The sequence below is a fragment of the Yersinia rochesterensis genome (assembly GCF_003600645.1).
Classification (GTDB): Bacteria; Pseudomonadota; Gammaproteobacteria; order Enterobacterales; family Enterobacteriaceae; genus Yersinia; species Yersinia rochesterensis.
Genome location: NZ_CP032482.1, coordinates 3,175,215 through 3,193,052, shown reverse-complemented (window position 1 = coordinate 3,193,052; position 17,838 = coordinate 3,175,215). Strand labels below are relative to the sequence as shown.

Sequence of the window (17,838 nt, the reverse complement as noted above, 5' to 3'; positions counted from 1 at the left end):
TCACTCCATAACCAGACAACTAAAGACCGCCATGAAGTTTATCATTAAATTGTTCCCAGAAATCACCATCAAGAGTCAATCTGTGCGATTGCGCTTCATTAAGATCCTCACAACCAATATCCGCAATGTATTGAAAAACCTTGAGGATGATACCCTCGCGGTGGTTCGCCATTGGGATCATATTGAAATCCGGACTAAAGATGACAATCTTGGCCCACAGATTTGTGATGCTCTGACCCGTGTCCCAGGGATCCACCATATCCTCGAAGTGGAAGATCGCAGCTACACTGATATGCACAATATTTTCGAGCAAACGCTGGAAGCCTATCGTGAAACTCTGATCGGAAAAACATTCTGTGTTCGGGTGAAACGCCGTGGCAAACATGAGTTTTCATCGGGTGATATTGAGCGATATGTTGGCGGCGGTTTGAATCAACATATTGAAAGTGCGAAAGTTAAACTGACTCATCCTCAGGTCACAGTCCATTTAGAAGTTGATCAAGGCAAGCTGACACTGATCAAGGCGCGTCATGAAGGATTGGGCGGCTTCCCGATTGGGACGCAGGAAGATGTTTTATCTCTGATTTCCGGCGGTTTTGACTCGGGTGTCTCCAGCTATATGCTGATGCGCCGTGGCTGTCGCGTGCATTATTGTTTCTTCAATCTTGGTGGCTCCGCTCATGAGATTGGGGTGAAGCAAGTCGCTCATTATCTGTGGAATCGTTTTGGTAGCTCCCATCGGGTGCGTTTTGTTGCCATTGATTTTGAGCCAGTGGTGGGCGAAATTCTCGAAAAAGTCGAAGATGGCCAGATGGGCGTGGTGTTGAAGCGCATGATGGTGCGTGCGGCGTCTCAAGTTGCAGAACGTTATGGCGTGCAAGCGCTAGTCACTGGTGAGGCGCTAGGGCAGGTGTCCAGCCAGACACTGACCAACTTGCGTTTGATTGATAATGCCTCTGACACGCTGATCTTGCGCCCACTGATCTCGCATGACAAAGAGCACATCATCAATCTGGCGCGTGAAATCGGCACCGAAGATTTTGCTAAGACCATGCCAGAATATTGCGGTGTGATTTCAAAAAGCCCGACGGTGAAAGCGGTTAAAGCCAAAATTGAAGAAGAAGAATCTCACTTCGATTTCTCCATTTTGGACCGAGTTGTAAATGAAGCCAAAAACGTTGATATCCGTGAAATTGCTGAACAAAGCCGTGAGCAGGTGGTTGAAGTTGAAACTGTCGCCGAGCTGGCGGATACCGATGTGTTGCTGGATATCCGTGCGCCCGATGAGCAGGATGAAAAGCCACTGAAGTTAGACGGAATTGAAGTCCGAGCGCTGCCATTCTATAAATTGAGTTCGCAATTTGCCGATTTGGATCAGAGCAAAAACTATTTGTTGTATTGCGATCGCGGTGTAATGAGCCGTTTGCAGGCTTTATATCTGCGCGAGCAGGGCTATACCAATGTGAAAGTTTACCGCCCTTAAAGGTAATAAGCTAACGGCTACTGCGCGTGTGGATTTTGAGCTTGCGCTGTACTCGAACTCCTCACGTACTACGTGTACGCTCCGGGTTCTGCGCGCAGTGCGCACTCAAACTCCTTTCGCTCGCTACGCCTTGTTGCGGGATGTTAACGGCTACTGCGCTTCGCCATTCTGGGCTTGCGCAGTGGTTGCTATGATCATATTCATTATATACCCAAAGTAATTGGAGTTGCAGGTAGGCAGCCAGCAAACTCATCCCGATGAGCTTACTCAGGTAAGTGATTCGGGTGAGCGCGTGTAGCTAACAACTCTGCGGCTTCAAGTCCGAAGGGTATAGTTATAAATCCCTGGCGGTAGTACCAGTTGCCAGGCGATCTCTTCGGCCTTTTCTCGTCCGAGCAGTAAAAAAACAATCTTTAGCGCGAAATCGATGGATGTTCCTGGCCCCTGGCTGGTGACCAGATTGACTCGCCGGTCATAAACAACACGTTGATCCATCCATTTTGTTGGATCAATTTTGTTTTTTAATGCCGGAAAGCCAGTCATATTGCCAACCGGGAATAACTGGTGATGCTCAAGGACTAAGGCGGGTGCGGCGCAAATGGCGGCGACCAAACGGCCCTCTTTATGTGTTTGTTCTACAGTGGCGACTAACAATGGGCTGTCGCGAAAGCATTCTGCGCCCTTAATCCCGCCGGGAAGCACTACCACATCAAACTTTTGATCCGCTACATCCACCAGGCGAGTATCAGCCAGTAACCGGACGCCGCGTGAACACACAATTTCCAGTGCGCCGTCACTGGAGACACTGGCGGTCGTGACGTTAATCCCCGCACGCACCAGAATATCAATGGTGGTGACGGCCTCGGTTTCTTCACTACCAGGAGCCAGACAAACCAGCGCCGATACGCTCATACTCATTTTCCTTACGTTTAATTAAGTCATACAACCGGGCATTCTCCGGCAAGGTCATGCCGTGACTGCGCGCGCGCCGCAGTAAATAGCCGGTGATGTAGTCTATTTCGGTGTGCCGTTGGCAGCGTAAATCCTGTAATAGTGATGAGATGTTATTGGCGGTACTCTGGATAACATCATTGACATAGCTTAACAGGCTGCTGGTTGAGGTATGGTAGCCCTCCATCTCCATCACACTGGCGACCTCAGCACATAATTTCTCAATCAGTTCTGGATAGCGTTGCAGATCCCCATTGCGGCAGTTATATAGGCCGGTAAGCGGATTAATCACACAGTTTACCGCCAGTTTTTGCCAACATGCCGCAGAAATGTCGTCATGCCAGGCTACGTCCGGCAGGGCCTGATGCAAAATGTCGGCCAACTGGCTGATGTTGGTCGCAATGGGGGACATTGGGCCTATATGAGTAATACCGCTGGCGACATGGACGATGGTGTTGCCATCCCGGCGCGCAGCATGGGTAGTCACACCATGGAGAAAAAGATGGTCATCCCGTGGTAATTCTTCCTGTGTGCCCATCCCATTATGTAACAGTAAAATCTTACATTCGGGGTTAAGTTTGGGCAGTAAGCCGGTGATGGCACTGGATACTTGCCATGCCTTTAAGCAAACCAATAATAATTCACTTTTTGACAGATGCTCAGGATCATTAGTGGGGAGGTTCTGATTGAATGCTTCGCCACCTAACAATATGACATTAACTGAACAGTAGGGCTGTGGCACACGAAGCCAGCCTTGCACATCGTGGCCTTGCTGGTATAGCGCTGATAACCACAACTGCCCGAGAGCTCCGCAACCAAGCACAGTAATTTTCATTGAGACCTCCTTGGTATGGGCGGAAATATACCCGTCGCCCTTCAATATGCAGGGGTGTTGGCTGCCCTTGCTCACCCCAGTCACTTAGTTATCTAAGCTCTTGGAGATTTACTCGGTTGCCGCCTACCTGCATCTCGAAGTCACTTGGGGATATACAGTGTTTTCTCAGTATTATGCTCTGATTATAGACTTTTGGGTCACAAAACGAAGAGTTAGCTACAAACCGGCTTCACCCAGAACCGTAGAGGAATTGAGCAATTGTCTGCACTTGGCTTTGTCTGTTGGGATAAAGCGGTTATTATGCTTACCATTCATCTTATCAGGAGGAGGGAATATGCCATCTTTCGACATCGTATCTGAAATTGATATGCAAGAAGTGCGCAACGCAGTGGAAAACGCCACCCGTGATCTGGCAAACCGTTGGGATTTCCGTAATGTTCCTGCGAGTTTTGAGTTAAATGAAAAGAACGAAAGTATCAAAGTGGCCAGTGAATCTGATTTCCAGGTTGAGCAGCTGCTGGATATTTTGCGTGCTCAATTGACCAAACGCGGCATTGAAGGGGCGGCATTGGAAATCCCGGAAGAAATGGACCGCAGTGGCAAAACCTACAGTGTGGATGCCAAATTGAAGCAAGGGATTGAAAGTGCTCAGGCTAAGAAGCTGGTTAAGCTGATTAAAGACAGCAAACTGAAAGTTCAGGCACAGATTCAAGGTGAACAAGTTCGGGTTACCGGTAAAGCGCGTGATGATTTGCAGGGTGTGATGGCATTGATTCGTGGTGCTGATTTGGGCCAACCATTCCAGTTCAATAACTTCCGCGACTGATACTTAGCTAAATCAGGTACAAAATTCTGTACCTGATTTGGGTTATATCGCGTTAACTAATTCTTCTAGCTGATTGCGATTGGTTTTTTTGGTATCGACTTTGACATAAGCGCTGCGCTCGGCTCTTACCACCACGGCCTCCGTGACACCGGGTTGTGCTCTGATCCGCTCTTCCAAGGCTGAATCTTTTACTGCCAATTCTGACAAGGTAATGCGCAGGCTACTGACATAAGGTGGCTCTTGCATGGTGGCACTGACGCCAAACCACACCAGCGCAACAACTGCACCACCCGCAAACACCATACTTGCCCCTTCCATACCAAATATCCAGCCACCTAAACTGCCGCCGATAGCTACACCAATAAACTGGCTGGTGGAGTAAATCCCCATTGCAGTGCCTTTATAGCCGGCTGGCGATTCTTTACTGATCAATGACGGCAATATGGCTTCCATCACATTGAAAGCAATAAAGAATAGTTGCACGCCAGCAATGATAATCCACAGTTGTTGCCCGGCAGACCACAGCACCACTTCGGCGGCAAACAGTACTGCGACACAGCCCATAAAGACCTGTTTCATGCGGCGTTTGACTTCAGCATAAATAATAAACGGTACGACTGCGGCGAAGGAGACCAACATGGTCACCAGATAGACAATCCAGTGTTGAGCAGGCGCTAAGCCCGCACTGGCCATCATCTGTGGCAAGGCCACGAAGCTCGACATCAATAATATGTGCAAACACATAATGCCAAAATTGAGTTTGAGTAGCCGGCTATTGTTGAGCACTTTGCTCACACTGCCCTTGACGATACTGGATTCGCGATTCAGCACATGGCTATCGGCATCCGGCACCACGGCTAAGGTTATAACAATGCCCAATAGCGCGAGTAGGGCGATGCTCCAAAACAGGGCTTGCAAGCCAAAAGCATGGGTGACAATTGGCCCGAGCACCATGGCGATGGCAAAAGTGACGCCAAAGCTGACACCAATAAATGCCATCGCTTTAGTGCGGTTTTGTTCACGAGTCAAATCTGATAACAGCGCCATGACGGCGGCGGCGATCGCTCCGGAGCCTTGCAGCGCACGGCCCAGAATGATGCCCCAGATTGAATCACTCATGGCCGCAATGACACTTCCCAGAGCAAAAATCAACAGGCCGCCGACGATTAACGGCTTACGGCCGATGCGATCAGAAACTAGCCCGAATGGGATCTGGAAAATGGCCTGAGACAGTCCATAGATGCCAATAGCGATACCAATCAGTGCTTCACTGGCACCGGAAAGCGCCATGCCGTAGGTGGTGAGAACCGGCAAAACCATAAACATGCCGAGCATGCGCAAAGAGAATACTGTACCCAGCCCCCAGGTCGCCCGAAGCTCCAGTGGGGTCATTTTATTGTCGTTCATTACCACCTCAAAAAAACATTCTCTCCCATTGTAATGATGTTGGGCACAGCCAGTAAATCTATTGATGTTTAGAATGTATTACAGGCGAGTTTTTAGTTAACAGCAGGGGAGGGCAAAGCAGAAATAAAAAGTGGCTGTAGGTAACAGCCACTTTCAGATCAACAGGGTTGAAGTTATCCGACGTAAGTCAGTAACCCAGCCGATGTAGGGACATTGAAATCAACAGACATCATGACGCTCAATGACGTAATGGCAATGATAGAGAATACAAAGAGTTTTCTCGCCCATACGATGTCATTGGTTGCCTTGTAACCGCGTAATGCCATCCCCAACCACCAGACACTCACCGCAGCAGCTACAACCAAGTATTTGTAACCGGCATAACCACTTAAGGTCAGCATCAAGGTGGCGACCATAAATGCCAAAATATAAAGGGTAATATGGTTTTTGGTGACCGATATTCCTTTTATCACCGGCAGAACCGGAATGTTGGCAGCTTGATAATCCTTAAAGCGGAAAATAGCGATGGCGTAGGAATGCGGCATTTGCCACAAGCTGAAAATAAGCAGCAGGATCAAGGCACCCATATCAAACTGCCCAGTAACGGCACAGTAACCAATCACCGGTGGGGCGGCACCTGACAAGCTGCCAATCAATGTGCCGTAGACGGATTTGCGTTTCATATAGAGGCTATAAACCCCGACATAAATCACGAAACCAATCACAGCCAGCCACATGGCTAATGGGTTAGCGGCAACATAGAGCAGCAGCATGCCAGCAATACCCAGCACTGTTGCATAAATCAGGCTCACTTTCGGATCGATAAGCCCTTTTACCAGGACACGATTCTTCGTTCTCTCCATGATGCGGTCGATATCACGGTCGATATAGTTGTTAAAAACGCACCCGGAGGCAACAACTAACGAGACACCGAACAGGGTGGCGAGAAAAAGGGGGTAATCAATCACGCCTTTGGAAGCGAGGAGAAATCCCCCAACGACAGAAATTAAATTGCCGAAAATAATTCCTGGTTTAGTTACTTGCAGGTATTGCTTAATCATCACATGCAGCTCTTCAGTCAACCATCATATTGATGTTGAGGTTGTACATAATCCAGAGTGAGCCCACAACAACGATTGCGATAATCATAGCGGTGAACAGGAAAGCCACCAGATTCCAACGTTCCTCGGACGATCCATTCATATGTAGGAAGTACACCAGGTGCACGATAATCTGCACCACGGCTAAACCGACCACTGTGGCCAGAATAGTCGTATGGGAGGCGGTACCGCTCATCACCATAGCGAATGGAATAACAGTCAGAATGACCGACAGAATGAAGCCAATAATATATGACTTCAAGCTACCGTGGCTGGCTCCACCGTGAGTCGTTGTTGAATGACTAGATGTTGGATGGCTCATCACATAGCTCCTAACAGATAGACAACGGTGAATACGCAGATCCAGACCACATCCAGGAAGTGCCAGAACAAGCTCAGGCACATCAGGCGGGTACGGTTCGTTTCATTCAGGCCGCGTTTTGCTACTTGAATCATCATAATGATGATCCAAACCAGGCCAGCGGTAACGTGAATACCGTGGGTGGCAACCAGTGCGAAGAAGCTAGACAGGAACGCGCTGCGATCCGGGCCGTAACCTTCAGCAATCAGGTGATGGAATTCATAGATTTCCATTGCCACAAAGCCCAGGCCGAACAGGAAAGTTAGACCTAACCAGGTATTAACCTGGTTTTTGTGGCCTTTGTTCATGCCCAGCATCGCGATGCCGTAAGTAATACTACTAAACAGCAACAGGAAAGTTTCGACCAGAACAAAGTTCAAGTCGAAGATATCCCGGCCTGAAGGACCGCCAGCGGTCCCGTTTACCAGCACTGCATAAGTTGCAAACAAGGTCGCAAACAAAATACAGTCGCTCATCAAGTAGATCCAGAAGCCGAATACTTTCGTCGCTCCTGCATCGTGATGCCCATGCTCTGCATGGGCGACGTTATGGTTAGTCAGAGTTTCAGTTGACATGATTCACGCCTGCTTTGCTGATTTGTTCATGATGAAGATCTTCAATGCGCTCCACTTCTGCAACTGGCACATAGTAATCAACATCCTCGTCGAAGCTTTTCACAATCCAGGTCACAATCATGCCGACGAAGCCAACGATGGCCAGCCACCAGATGTACCAGATCATGGCAAAGCCGAAGATCAAGCTGAAGCCAGCAATAATCACACCTGCACCGGTGTTCTTCGGCATGTGGATTTCTTCATATTTCGCTGGGCGTTTGTATGCTTCGCCTTTCTCTTTCATATCCCAGAATTCGTCACGGTCTGTCACTTCAGGAACAACAGCGAAGTTATAGAACGGCGGTGGGGAAGAGGTAGACCACTCCAGCGTACGGCCACCCCATGGGTCACCGGTCAGGTCACGATTCTGCTCGCGGTCACGGATACTGACGAACACCTGGATAACCTGGCACAAGATACCGCAAGCAATCAGCACTGCACCGCCAGCTGCCACCATTAACATCGCGTGGAATTCTGGGTTGATGTCCTGGCTCAGACGACGGGTCATGCCCATAAAGCCCAGTACATACAGTGGCATAAAGGCAACGAAGAAGCCGATAATCCAGAACCAGAATGCACGGATACCCCATTTCTCATTCAGCGTGAAGCCGAAGGATTTAGGCCACCAATAGGTCAGGCCAGCGAAGCAACCGAACACCACACCACCGATAATCACGTTATGGAAGTGGGCAATCAGGAACAAGCTGTTATGCAGTACAAAGTTTGCGCCCGGTACAGCTAACAGAACGCCGGTCATCCCACCAATAGAGAAGGTGACGATGAAGCCAATAGTCCACAACATCGCGGAGTTAAGCTGAATACGGCCTTGGTACATGGTGAACAGCCAGTTGAAGATTTTCACCCCAGTTGGGATGGAAATAATCATGGTCGCTATACCGAAGAAGGCGTTAACGTTGGCACCTGACCCCATGGTGAAGAAGTGGTGCAGCCAAACAATAAACGACAGTACGGTAATCGCGATGGTTGCCCACACTAAAGAGGTGTAACCAAACAGACGCTTTCTGGAGAAAGTCGCGGTAACTTCGGAGAATACCCCAAATACCGGCAGAACCAGAATGTACACTTCCGGATGGCCCCAGGCCCAAATCAGGTTGATGTACATCATCATGTTGCCACCCATATCATTGGTAAAGAAATGGGTGCCAAGGTAGCGGTCCAGAGTCAGCAACGCGACGGTCACAGTCAGGATCGGGAAAGAAACGATAATTAAAATGTTGGTGCAAAGTGCCGCCCATGTGAAGACAGGCATCTTCATCATCGACATGCCAGGCGCACGCATTTTCAAAATAGTGGCGAAGAAGTTAACACCGGTCAGCAAAGTCCCTAAACCAGAAATCTGTAGACTCCAGATCCAGTAATCGACCCCGACACCTGGGTTGTACTCTTTACCTGACAGTGGCGGATAGGCCAACCAACCGGTTTGCGCGAATTCACCGACCCCCAGAGAGATGTTGATTAACACCACCCCGACGACAAAGAACCAGAAACTCAGGGAGTTCAGGAACGGGAAGGCAACGTCACGAGCACCGATTTGTAGCGGTACGACCACGTTCATCAAACCCACCACAAAAGGCATCGCCATGAAGAAAATCATGATAACGCCGTGAGCGGTGAAAATCTGGTCATAGTGATGAGGCGGCAGGAACCCGGCCTCGCCAGCGGAAGCAAGTGCTTGCTGGCTACGCATCATGATGGCGTCGGCAAAACCACGCAAAAGCATGACCATGGCGACCAGAATGTACATGATACCGATCTTTTTATGGTCAACCGAAGTCAGCCATTCGCTCCATAACCATTTCCATTTGCCGAAATAGGTCAGGGCAGCGACAAGAGCCAGCCCACCCAGAACAATTGCAGCAACGGTAACCATAATGATTGGTTCGTGTAGCGGAACCGCATCAAGTGTTAATTTTCCCAACATCGTTTTATTCCTCGGCTCCGGCGTGAGCGGCGTGTTCGCCCATATCCATGCCCTGGCTCATATCCATACCTTTATGGGTATCATCGCCTTTCTTGTGCATGTTCATATCGCCCATAAATTTGCCAATAATTCCCTTAAACAGCTCCGGTTTAACACTGGAGAAATACTCAACCGGGTTATTTTCGCTCGGTTCAGCCAGTTTATTGAAATCGTCAGTGGTATTCAGGGTGTTCGGCGATTTTTTCACCTGTGCGACCCACTGGTTAAAGTCTTCCTGCGTAGGTGTTGCGATCGCAGTGAATTTCATACCAGAGAAGCCTTTGCCACTGAAGCTGCTGGAAATACCATTGTATTTACCGGCTTCGTTAGCAATCAGATGCAATTTGGTTTGCATCCCAGCCATCGCATAAATCTGCCCGCCTAACTGAGGGATAAAGAACGAGTTCATTACTGAGTTGGAGGTGATTTTAAAATTCACCGGAACGTCAGTAGGGAAAGCCAGTTCATTTACTGTAGCAATACCTTGTTCTGGATAGATAAACAGCCATTTCCAGTCAAGGGAAACCACTTCAATAGTGATCGGTTCTTTACCAGCCACTTCGAGCGGTTTGAACGGGTCAAGTTCGTGGGAGGTTTTCCAAGTTATCGTGGCTAAAATAGCAATGATAATGATTGGAACAGCCCAAACAACAAGCTCAATTTTGTTGGAATGGGACCAGTTTGGGGTGTAGGTCGCACTTTTGTTGGACGCGCGGTACTTCCATGCAAAAGCAAACGCCATAAAAATAACCGGAACTACGACGATCAACATTAAACCGATAGCAGTGAGTATCAGTGTTTTTTGCTCGACTCCGATTGCGCCTTTGGGGTTCATCAATACCATATCGCAACCACTGAGCATTACCGTGGCTGCTAATAAAGACAACATACCCATATTTTTAATGTATTTCTTAAGTCTCATCTAACGACCTCAATTACAAAAGGGCTCTATTGTCGTTTCATGTGTGCGGGCATTTTACGGGAAGGTTGCAGGACTGTAAACATACATCAGATTGTGTCAGCGGCTTGTTGACACTTTATGTTAAGGGGGTCACAGATGTTGTGCAGCGTGATAATTTACTAATGGCAACAATATGTTGGCGAAAGTGCTTGGGAGTGAAACTGAGGATGTTAAGGAAAAACAACGGTAATTGGCGTTTTATTCGTGGTAAATACTGATTTTTAATTATTTCGTAAGCTTATTTTATGTAAATAATATGTGATGCAATGGTAAATTTAAATATATTCCGGAGCGCTATAAATAGCTGCTCCGGAATCATTTAGTTAGAAGTTATATTTAATGGAATAAACGATACCATCTTGTAAAAAATCTTCGCCTAATTTGTTATAAGCATAACGGTACTGAATACCAGTAGTGAATTGCTTAATTGGTGTCCACCAAAGCGCAATGGCTCCGTTCACCCCGTCACGGCCACCGTTACCTGCGGCGTAGCGCTCAGCGCGGTTGAACTCCAATTCATTCCAGTTGGTGATGCTGAAGTTCTCATCGAATGCAGTAAAGTCATAACCTGCAACCCAACCGACAACATAACCGTTATTGCCTGAGTAATAGGTTTGATCAACATAATGCAGTGCAACGAAGGGTTTCATCCACACGCCAGCAACCGTTGCGTTATAGCCGATGCCGTACAAAGTATTCACTTCATGGAAGTTACTGTAATTATTACCTTCTGCACTTGGCAGTGAGTAAGTTCCGTAAAGGTGGCCATACAGGTTGAAACCGGTATCGCCTAAGTAGTAACGCCCGGTTGTTTTGAAAGTATAACGTTGGTTATCACCAGGTTGTGCCGTTTTTGAATTGAACGGGTTTTCTAAGTCAAAGAAGCCGTAAACTTCGCCCCAGCTATAACCTGCCCCACCTTCCAACTCAATATATGCGAAGTCATCTTTATGCGAAGAATTACCTGATTTATGCGTCGTACTGCGCGTCCAGTCTAAGTAGTTCATGCTGATATTAGCAAATCCCCATTGGTATTCAGCTTGCACAGCCGGAGCCAAGGTGATCGCAGCCAGCGCCGCAGCACCGATAAGAATTTTACGCATAAATGCCTCTGTGTGGTTGAAAGATGTCAGGAGAAATAAAAGGACACAATCCCTAACAAAAAGTGCGCTCATCATAGACTCAGAGCACGAAAGGATAAATAGTTGAAAGTGACGCAGATCTCTTTTTGTGAATAATATTTTGCAATTGTTGCTTGGATTTGTGATTAATCTCAACAAATCAGATGGGGAGTATTCGGATAGCTTATTTTGTAACCATAAAAAAAGCCGGTATAAATACCGGCTTTTGTCATTTAATGCGGTTTATTAAGCTAACTTTTCGCGCCTGAGTGCGAGATAATCTAATACCCCACCGAGAACCATACCGAGCACGCTGAGCTGAATACCCCGTAACAGCAACATGTCAGCCACTTGGGTAGCTGCGGTCCAATCTAGCGCATTACTTATCAGTAAAATCAACCATGCAGCGAGTAATACGCAACCAATTGTCAAAAAGCGTAATGCCCAGCGATAAGCCGTTTTAAACGCCGTTCGCGGCATAAATTCATCTGTTTTCTGCGTATGCTCCAACGTCTTGCGGCAGATATAAAGCAATATCAGGCCAGGAATGGCCGCAGCAATGGAGAATAAATAGAAGAGAGGCCAGCCATGTGTTTCAACAAACCATCCGGCGATTGGGCCAACATATACACGGCCCACTGCGGATAATGCTGATAACAAAGCAAATTGTGTCGCGGAGAAAGATTTATTACACAGCGTCATCAGCAGAGCAACAAACGCCGCCGTCCCCATCCCACCACACAGATTTTCCAGGAAAATGGCGCTACCCATGGAGAGTATATTTTTGTCTGTAATGGATAATAGCCAATAGCCAATGTTGGATACGGCTTGTAAAATGCCGAATATCATCAATGCCCTGAATAAACTCAGGCGCTGCATCAGCAGGCCGCCATACAGTGCACCAATAATTGTGGCGATTAATCCTAGGGTTTTATTGACCAGTCCGACTTCACCTGCATCAAATCCCACTCCACGAATCAAGAAAGTGGTGCTCAAGCTGGCGGCAAAGGCATCGCCCATTTTGTACAGCACGATTAGCAGCAGAATTAGCCATGCATTGTTGCGACCAAAGAAATCGCGCAATGGTTCGACGATTGCCTGTTCCAGTGTTTTCGGCGGAGCAATTCGAATGTCGGGTTCAGGGGCTAATAAGGTGGTAAATACCCCAATGAGCATCAACCCTGCCATCAGCCAGTAAGTGGATTGCCAACCGAGATAGCGATCCGCTATCCACAGCGCCAGCCCGCCAGATACCAACATGGCAAGGCGATAACCCAGCACGGAAACTGCGGCACCGGTGCCGCGCTCTTCTGCCGTGAGTAAGTCGGTTTTGTAGGCATCAAAAACAATATCTTGCGATGCAGAACAGAATGCAACCAGCACAGCAATAGCGGCCAGCCACCATAAATGTTTAGCCGGCTCCATAAAGCCCATGGCGATAATGGCGATGATTAATAGCAATTGGCTGATTATCAACCAACCTCGGCGACGCCCCAAAAAGGAAGGGGTATAGCGGTCCATTAATGGGGACCAAAGGAACTTAAAAACGTAAGCTTGGCCGACTAAGGAAAAAATACCAATGGTTTTCAGGTCGACGTTTTCGACTGTCATCCAAGCTTGCAATGTCCCGCCGGTCAGGGCTAAAGGCAGGCCTGAGGCAAATCCCAACAACAAAAGAACAAGAGAATTACGTTGGGTAAAAAGGTTCGAATAGCGATTGGGCATGTGAGACCTACATGCTCAACCCCATGAGCGGGGCAGAGCATTCTGTTAAGCAGTAATAATGATATTAAGCAAACGGCAGATTAGCGGGCATTTTGTTTGATAAAGCTGCTGACACTGGTGTCCTGCGCCATATCTGCAATCACATCACTCAACACGGTATTAACGGCATCAGTGATCTTTTCGTTGGTCGCAGTAAAGGCGCCCTGGACGTTATAGCTGGCGCGGTAGTTTTTAACCTGCTTATTGCCGTTTTTCGCGGTAGCAGTAATCGAAATGTCGGCTTTGGTGGTAATGTTATAGCGAAGATTACCTTCCTGTACGTCAGCAAACAGTTGATTGACAACAATTTGTAAGTCAACTGGCGCATTAGTACCAATCATATAGCCGCGAGCCGTCATTTGCTTTTCGAGCACTTCTTGTAACAGGAAACGCAGATCACGCGATGGTGTTAATACCACCAACTGACCATCACGATTCACCTTAGCCAACGCAGCATCTTGGCGCTGATCAGCCCCATTAATGCTGATAGTCACCCCCATCAGGGTTGGATCTTGAGGTGGCAAGACCACTTTCGGAGTGACATTCAATGTGTTGTTACTGGCAGCACAGCCCGCCAGAATAAAAACAGCTAACAGCGGGAAAAGAATTTTCTTTAGCATGTTCACTTTCTCAATAGTTATGGAATTCTTTAATAATCAGAGCGGGATAGCAGCCATGTTATTTTGCGAGTTTGCAGTGGCGACATCATAGCACTGCGAGTGGCTGGTGGAAGATCCTGATGTAGAGAATTTCACCAAAAAATACGTTTTTCCCCCAAGAGACCTTTCGTTTACTTCAAAGCGCTTACAAATAGCATTTTGGTTAATGAGGAGATTGGCCCCTTAGCTTGAGCCGATAGCGGTGAGATATTCGGGATATTTTGTATCTGAAATGTTATAAAACAGCGAAAATACACTAATATTGCAATAGAACCTGTATTGCAATAGAACCTAATTGCAATAGAAAGTAGGCAGTTTTCTGCCTCAGCAGTAAGGAGAGCATGATGATTTTGATTCGAGAACAAATTGAAGAAAAACTAAAAGCGGCATTCGAACCGGATCATCTGGAGGTAATTAATGAAAGTTACCGCCACAATGTTCCTGCTGGTTCGGAAAGTCATTTTAAAATTGTGATCGTCAGCGATAAATTTCAAGATCAACGCTTTCTTACTCGCCACCGCGCGATTTATAGTGCGTTGGCTGAAGAGTTGGCGAGCACGGTTCATGCGCTGGCTTTGCACACTTATACCCTGAAAGAGTGGGCTGGATTACAAGATACCATACCGGCTTCACCCTCTTGCCGCGGAGCAGGAACGTTGGCTTAACAGGAAAATTGGCTTAAACGGCCAGATTAATTAAATCAGGCTTGATAACAGTAGTCATTCCAGCCTGATTTAGGGTATTAGTAGATGAGAATTTTGCAGGCGGCCTTAGGGCCGCTTGTGTTTCTGTATAGGCGACATTTGCATTTTATTGGTGCGCCACAGGAATTTTAGCCGAGGGAACGATTCTCGCGTGAATTTTACCGCGACAACATTCGCTTGCTTTCCTCGACTCATAACCTGTGCGCCGCTATAATGTCGCGTCTTATTTTTCCGGAATGGTTTCGGGACGCTTCTGACATCTGGGATACTCGGTTCTGTATAATGCGGCCGTCCCGGTTCTTAGAGGGTGTTTTCAGAGTTCGCATCATTCCTGACAAAGGGTGTGATGCTGCTTCGATGGCAGCTTCTGGAGTTGACCGAGCACTGTGATTTTTTTGAGGTAACAAGATGCAAGTTTCTGTTGAAACCACCCAAGGCCTTGGCCGCCGTGTAACAATTACTGTTGCTGCTGACAGCATTGAGAAAGCAGTAAAAAGCGAATTAGTGAAAGCCGCTAAAAATGTTCGTATCGACGGTTTCCGTAAAGGCCATGTGCCGATGAACATCGTTGAGCAGCGCTACGGCGCATCTGTTCGCCAGGACGTTCTGGGTGATCTGATGCAACGTAATTTCGTTGATGCGATCATTAAAGAAAAAATCAACCCAGCTGGCGCACCTAACTATGTGCCAGGCCAGTACAAAGAGGGTGAAGATTTTACTTATTCCGTTGAGTTCGAAGTGTATCCGGAAGTTGAGCTGAAAGATCTGGAAAGCATTGAAGTAGAAAAGCCAGTTGTTGAAGTCAATGACGCTGACGTTGATACCATGCTGGAAACTCTGCGTAAGCAACAAGCAACCTGGAAAGAAACTGACGCCGCAGCAACAGCTGAAGATCGCGCAACGTTGGATTTCACCGGCTCTATTGACGGTGAAGTGTTCGAAGGCGGTAAAGCGACTGATTTCGTGCTGGCAATGGGTCAGGGTCGTATGATCCCTGGTTTCGAAGAAGGTGTAATCGGCCATAAAGCCGGTGAAGAATTCACCATCGACGTAAACTTCCCAGAAGATTACCACGCAGAAAACCTGAAAGGTAAATCAGCTAAATTCGACATCGTGTTGAAGAAAGTTGAAGTGCGTGAGTTGCCAGAACTGACTGAAGAATTCATCAAACGTTTCGGCGTTGCTGATGGTTCAGTAGCAGGCCTGCGTGCTGAAGTGCGTAAAAACATGGAACGCGAGCTGAAAGGCGCGGTACGCAACCGTGTTAAAACTCAGGCAATCGACGGTCTGGTTAGCGCTAACGAAATCGACGTTCCAGCTGCACTGGTAGAAAGTGAAATCGACGTTCTGCGCCGTCAGGCTGCACAGCGTTTCGGTGGCAACGAGAAACAAGCTGCTGAATTGCCACGCGAATTGTTCGAAGAACAAGCTAAACGTCGCGTTGTTGTTGGTCTGTTGCTGGGCGAAGTTATCAGCCAGCACGAACTGAAAGCTGATGAAGATCGTGTTAAAGCGCTGATCGAAGAAATGGCATCTGCTTACGAAGATCCGCAAGAAGTTGTTGAGTTCTACAGCAAGAACAAAGAGCTGATGAACAATATGCGTAATGTCGCTCTGGAAGAACAAGCAGTAGAAACTCTGCTAGCTAAAGCCAAAGTTACTGAAAAACCAACGACCTTTAGTGAGCTGATGAATCAGACCACTACTGCGTAATGTTTTTTAGCGCATCAAACTGGATATAATTTATCTGGTGTATTGAAAAAGCCCGTAGCCTTCTGGCCGCGGGCTTTTTCTTTTAGTAACAATAATCCTTCAATAGTATGATTAATCTGACATCTTTAGCTGTAATTTGCGCTATATTTGAAAAGTGTTAACCGGTAAATAATCACTAGGGCGTCGGGACTACGGCAGAGATTGTGAGTGAGTTTCAGGTTAAAAAGAGGGTTGTTAGACTAAAAAAAAGTTTCATTGGGGCTTGAAAATGAATATTAATCCCCCAATTAATCTAACAGACGTTCATCTGAAACACTGGTTGATTACCACCGTCGAATGAGTCTGTATCTACCCTAAATAATTCGAGTTGCAGGAAGGCGGCAAGGGAGATAACCCCCGATGAGCTTACTGTTGTAAGTGATTCGGGTTATTGAGTGTAGCCAACGCACATGCAGCTTGAAGTATGACGGGTATAACCGGGCTGTTTGCACGCATGAACATAGTCATCATTGCTTATCTCAAGTAGAATCGGTTATGAATGGCGCCAAAGTAAATTCTATTAGGAGACGGTAATGTCATACAGTGGCGAACGAGATCAATTTGCACCTAACATGGCTCTGGTGCCTATGGTGGTTGAGCAGACTTCACGTGGAGAGCGTTCTTACGATATCTTCTCCCGTCTGCTTAAAGAGCGCATTATCTTTCTGACTGGCCAAGTTGAAGACCATATGGCCAACTTGATCACAGCACAAATGCTGTTTCTGGAAGCAGAGAATCCAGAAAAAGACATCTTCCTGTATATCAACTCGCCAGGCGGGGTGATTACTGCTGGGATGTCAATTTATGACACCATGCAATTCATTAAGCCAGATGTTAGCACTATCTGTATGGGCCAGGCGTGTTCAATGGGAGCATTCCTGTTGACTGCGGGCGCCAAGGGTAAACGTTTCTGCTTGCCGAATTCACGGGTCATGATTCACCAACCGTTGGGTGGTTTCCAAGGCCAAGCTACAGATATTGAAATTCATGCCAGAGAGATTTTAAAAGTGAAATCGCGTATGAATGAGCTGATGGCACTTCACACGGGAAAATCTCTTGAAGAAATAGAGAGAGACACTGAGCGTGACCGTTTCCTGTCTGCTGAACAGGCTGTAGAATACGGTTTAGTTGATTCTGTGTTCACCCGTCGTGACTAACGACTTATTTCTGTGAGCCGATATACTATAGTTAGTGTAAATAGATAGTGAATGTAAATAGAACAAATCGTAGTGCTGCATAAAGCCAATTGCGTATTGTTTGTGCCCTACTCATTATATCGGCTGTCCGTTGCAAGCTAACGTGGCGTACAGAAATAGCGA

16 protein-coding genes are annotated in these 17,838 nt (G+C 47.2%); 5 read left to right on the top strand and 11 right to left on the bottom strand.

Translation table 11 applies throughout. The features are described from left to right. The first annotated feature begins 31 nt into the window (after positions 1 to 31). Positions 32 to 1,483, top strand: a complete 1,452-nt coding sequence (thiI, locus tag DXZ79_RS14890; protein WP_038631490.1) for a tRNA uracil 4-sulfurtransferase ThiI — start codon at positions 32 to 34, stop codon at positions 1,481 to 1,483. Between the two features lie 315 nt (positions 1,484 to 1,798). On the opposite strand, the gene yajL is transcribed toward thiI, so the two are convergent. Both yajL and panE read right to left on the bottom strand, forming a co-directional pair. Beyond that, positions 1,799 to 2,395, bottom strand: coding sequence for a protein deglycase YajL (gene yajL, locus DXZ79_RS14885; RefSeq protein WP_120011406.1), 597 nt, complete (start codon positions 2,393 to 2,395; stop codon positions 1,799 to 1,801). Next, positions 2,358 to 3,269, bottom strand: a complete 912-nt coding sequence (gene panE, locus DXZ79_RS14880) for a 2-dehydropantoate 2-reductase (protein WP_038631493.1) — start codon at positions 3,267 to 3,269, stop codon at positions 2,358 to 2,360. The genes yajL and panE overlap by 38 nt, the downstream gene beginning before the upstream one ends. A gap of 334 nt (positions 3,270 to 3,603) precedes the next feature. On the opposite strand from panE, the gene DXZ79_RS14870 reads away from it, so the two are divergent. Beyond that, positions 3,604 to 4,095, top strand: a complete 492-nt coding sequence (locus DXZ79_RS14870; RefSeq protein ID WP_004393506.1) for a YajQ family cyclic di-GMP-binding protein — start codon at positions 3,604 to 3,606, stop codon at positions 4,093 to 4,095. A gap of 42 nt (positions 4,096 to 4,137) precedes the next feature. Here DXZ79_RS14870 and DXZ79_RS14865 read toward each other — a convergent pair whose 3' ends face one another. From DXZ79_RS14865 to DXZ79_RS14825, 9 genes are all read right to left on the bottom strand, one after another. Next, the gene (locus DXZ79_RS14865; protein ID WP_038631495.1) at positions 4,138 to 5,502 is read right to left on the bottom strand and encodes an MFS transporter; all 1,365 of its coding nucleotides are present in this window, start codon (positions 5,500 to 5,502) and stop codon (positions 4,138 to 4,140) included. 173 nt (positions 5,503 to 5,675) lie between these two features. Then, positions 5,676 to 6,563 carry a heme o synthase gene (cyoE, locus tag DXZ79_RS14860; RefSeq protein ID WP_038631497.1) on the bottom strand — a complete coding sequence of 296 codons (888 nt, stop codon included), beginning with the start codon at positions 6,561 to 6,563 and terminating at the stop codon, positions 5,676 to 5,678. Positions 6,564 to 6,576: 13 nt separating this feature from the next. Then, complete coding sequence (locus DXZ79_RS14855; RefSeq protein ID WP_005163527.1) at positions 6,577 to 6,924, bottom strand: cytochrome o ubiquinol oxidase subunit IV; 348 nt, start codon at positions 6,922 to 6,924, stop codon at positions 6,577 to 6,579. Further along, positions 6,924 to 7,538 (bottom strand): cytochrome o ubiquinol oxidase subunit III, encoded by a 615-nt coding sequence (locus DXZ79_RS14850; RefSeq protein WP_005163525.1) that lies wholly within the window; start codon positions 7,536 to 7,538, stop codon positions 6,924 to 6,926. Before DXZ79_RS14850 ends, DXZ79_RS14855 begins: the two co-directional genes overlap by 1 nt. Further along, on the bottom strand, positions 7,528 to 9,519 hold the full coding sequence (gene cyoB, locus DXZ79_RS14845) for a cytochrome o ubiquinol oxidase subunit I (protein ID WP_050291378.1): 1,992 nt from the start codon (positions 9,517 to 9,519) through the stop codon (positions 7,528 to 7,530). Before cyoB ends, DXZ79_RS14850 begins: the two co-directional genes overlap by 11 nt. A 4-nt stretch (positions 9,520 to 9,523) precedes the next feature. After that, positions 9,524 to 10,480, bottom strand: a complete 957-nt coding sequence (cyoA, locus tag DXZ79_RS14840) for a cytochrome o ubiquinol oxidase subunit II (RefSeq protein WP_050291377.1) — start codon at positions 10,478 to 10,480, stop codon at positions 9,524 to 9,526. 362 nt (positions 10,481 to 10,842) lie between these two features. After that, positions 10,843 to 11,622, bottom strand: a complete 780-nt coding sequence (locus DXZ79_RS14835) for a nucleoside-specific channel-forming Tsx family protein (RefSeq protein ID WP_038631503.1) — start codon at positions 11,620 to 11,622, stop codon at positions 10,843 to 10,845. A 264-nt stretch (positions 11,623 to 11,886) separates the two neighbouring features. Beyond that, positions 11,887 to 13,365 (bottom strand): muropeptide MFS transporter AmpG, encoded by a 1,479-nt coding sequence (gene ampG / locus DXZ79_RS14830; RefSeq protein ID WP_038631505.1) that lies wholly within the window; start codon positions 13,363 to 13,365, stop codon positions 11,887 to 11,889. Between the two features lie 80 nt (positions 13,366 to 13,445). Next, positions 13,446 to 14,024, bottom strand: coding sequence for a lipoprotein (locus DXZ79_RS14825; RefSeq protein ID WP_038631507.1), 579 nt, complete (start codon positions 14,022 to 14,024; stop codon positions 13,446 to 13,448). Positions 14,025 to 14,407: 383 nt separating this feature from the next. Here DXZ79_RS14825 and bolA point away from each other — a divergent pair, with 383 nt between their 5' ends. The 3 genes from bolA (at position 14,408) to clpP (ending at position 17,676) form a co-directional block, all read left to right on the top strand. Beyond that, positions 14,408 to 14,728, top strand: a complete 321-nt coding sequence (gene bolA / locus DXZ79_RS14820; RefSeq protein ID WP_120011404.1) for a transcriptional regulator BolA — start codon at positions 14,408 to 14,410, stop codon at positions 14,726 to 14,728. A 447-nt stretch (positions 14,729 to 15,175) separates the two neighbouring features. Beyond that, positions 15,176 to 16,480, top strand: coding sequence for a trigger factor (gene tig / locus DXZ79_RS14810; RefSeq protein ID WP_004393494.1), 1,305 nt, complete (start codon positions 15,176 to 15,178; stop codon positions 16,478 to 16,480). Positions 16,481 to 17,052: 572 nt separating this feature from the next. Further along, entirely contained in the window at positions 17,053 to 17,676 is a 624-nt protein-coding gene (gene clpP, locus DXZ79_RS14805; protein ID WP_004392666.1) for an ATP-dependent Clp endopeptidase proteolytic subunit ClpP, read from the top strand. Positions 17,677 to 17,838: the final 162 nt, after the last annotated feature.

Coding starts and splice junctions, on each gene's coding strand:
- thiI (WP_038631490.1), top strand. CDS start 32: ATGAAGTTTATCATTAAATTGTTCCCAGAAATCACCATCAAGAGTCAA.
- yajL (WP_120011406.1), bottom strand. CDS start 2,395: ATGAGCGTATCGGCGCTGGTTTGTCTGGCTCCTGGTAGTGAAGAAACC.
- panE (WP_038631493.1), bottom strand. CDS start 3,269: ATGAAAATTACTGTGCTTGGTTGCGGAGCTCTCGGGCAGTTGTGGTTA.
- DXZ79_RS14870 (WP_004393506.1), top strand. CDS start 3,604: ATGCCATCTTTCGACATCGTATCTGAAATTGATATGCAAGAAGTGCGC.
- DXZ79_RS14865 (WP_038631495.1), bottom strand. CDS start 5,502: ATGAACGACAATAAAATGACCCCACTGGAGCTTCGGGCGACCTGGGGG.
- cyoE (WP_038631497.1), bottom strand. CDS start 6,563: ATGATTAAGCAATACCTGCAAGTAACTAAACCAGGAATTATTTTCGGC.
- DXZ79_RS14855 (WP_005163527.1), bottom strand. CDS start 6,924: ATGAGCCATCCAACATCTAGTCATTCAACAACGACTCACGGTGGAGCC.
- DXZ79_RS14850 (WP_005163525.1), bottom strand. CDS start 7,538: ATGTCAACTGAAACTCTGACTAACCATAACGTCGCCCATGCAGAGCAT.
- cyoB (WP_050291378.1), bottom strand. CDS start 9,519: ATGTTGGGAAAATTAACACTTGATGCGGTTCCGCTACACGAACCAATC.
- cyoA (WP_050291377.1), bottom strand. CDS start 10,480: ATGAGACTTAAGAAATACATTAAAAATATGGGTATGTTGTCTTTATTA.
- DXZ79_RS14835 (WP_038631503.1), bottom strand. CDS start 11,622: ATGCGTAAAATTCTTATCGGTGCTGCGGCGCTGGCTGCGATCACCTTG.
- ampG (WP_038631505.1), bottom strand. CDS start 13,365: ATGCCCAATCGCTATTCGAACCTTTTTACCCAACGTAATTCTCTTGTT.
- DXZ79_RS14825 (WP_038631507.1), bottom strand. CDS start 14,024: ATGCTAAAGAAAATTCTTTTCCCGCTGTTAGCTGTTTTTATTCTGGCG.
- bolA (WP_120011404.1), top strand. CDS start 14,408: ATGATTTTGATTCGAGAACAAATTGAAGAAAAACTAAAAGCGGCATTC.
- tig (WP_004393494.1), top strand. CDS start 15,176: ATGCAAGTTTCTGTTGAAACCACCCAAGGCCTTGGCCGCCGTGTAACA.
- clpP (WP_004392666.1), top strand. CDS start 17,053: ATGTCATACAGTGGCGAACGAGATCAATTTGCACCTAACATGGCTCTG.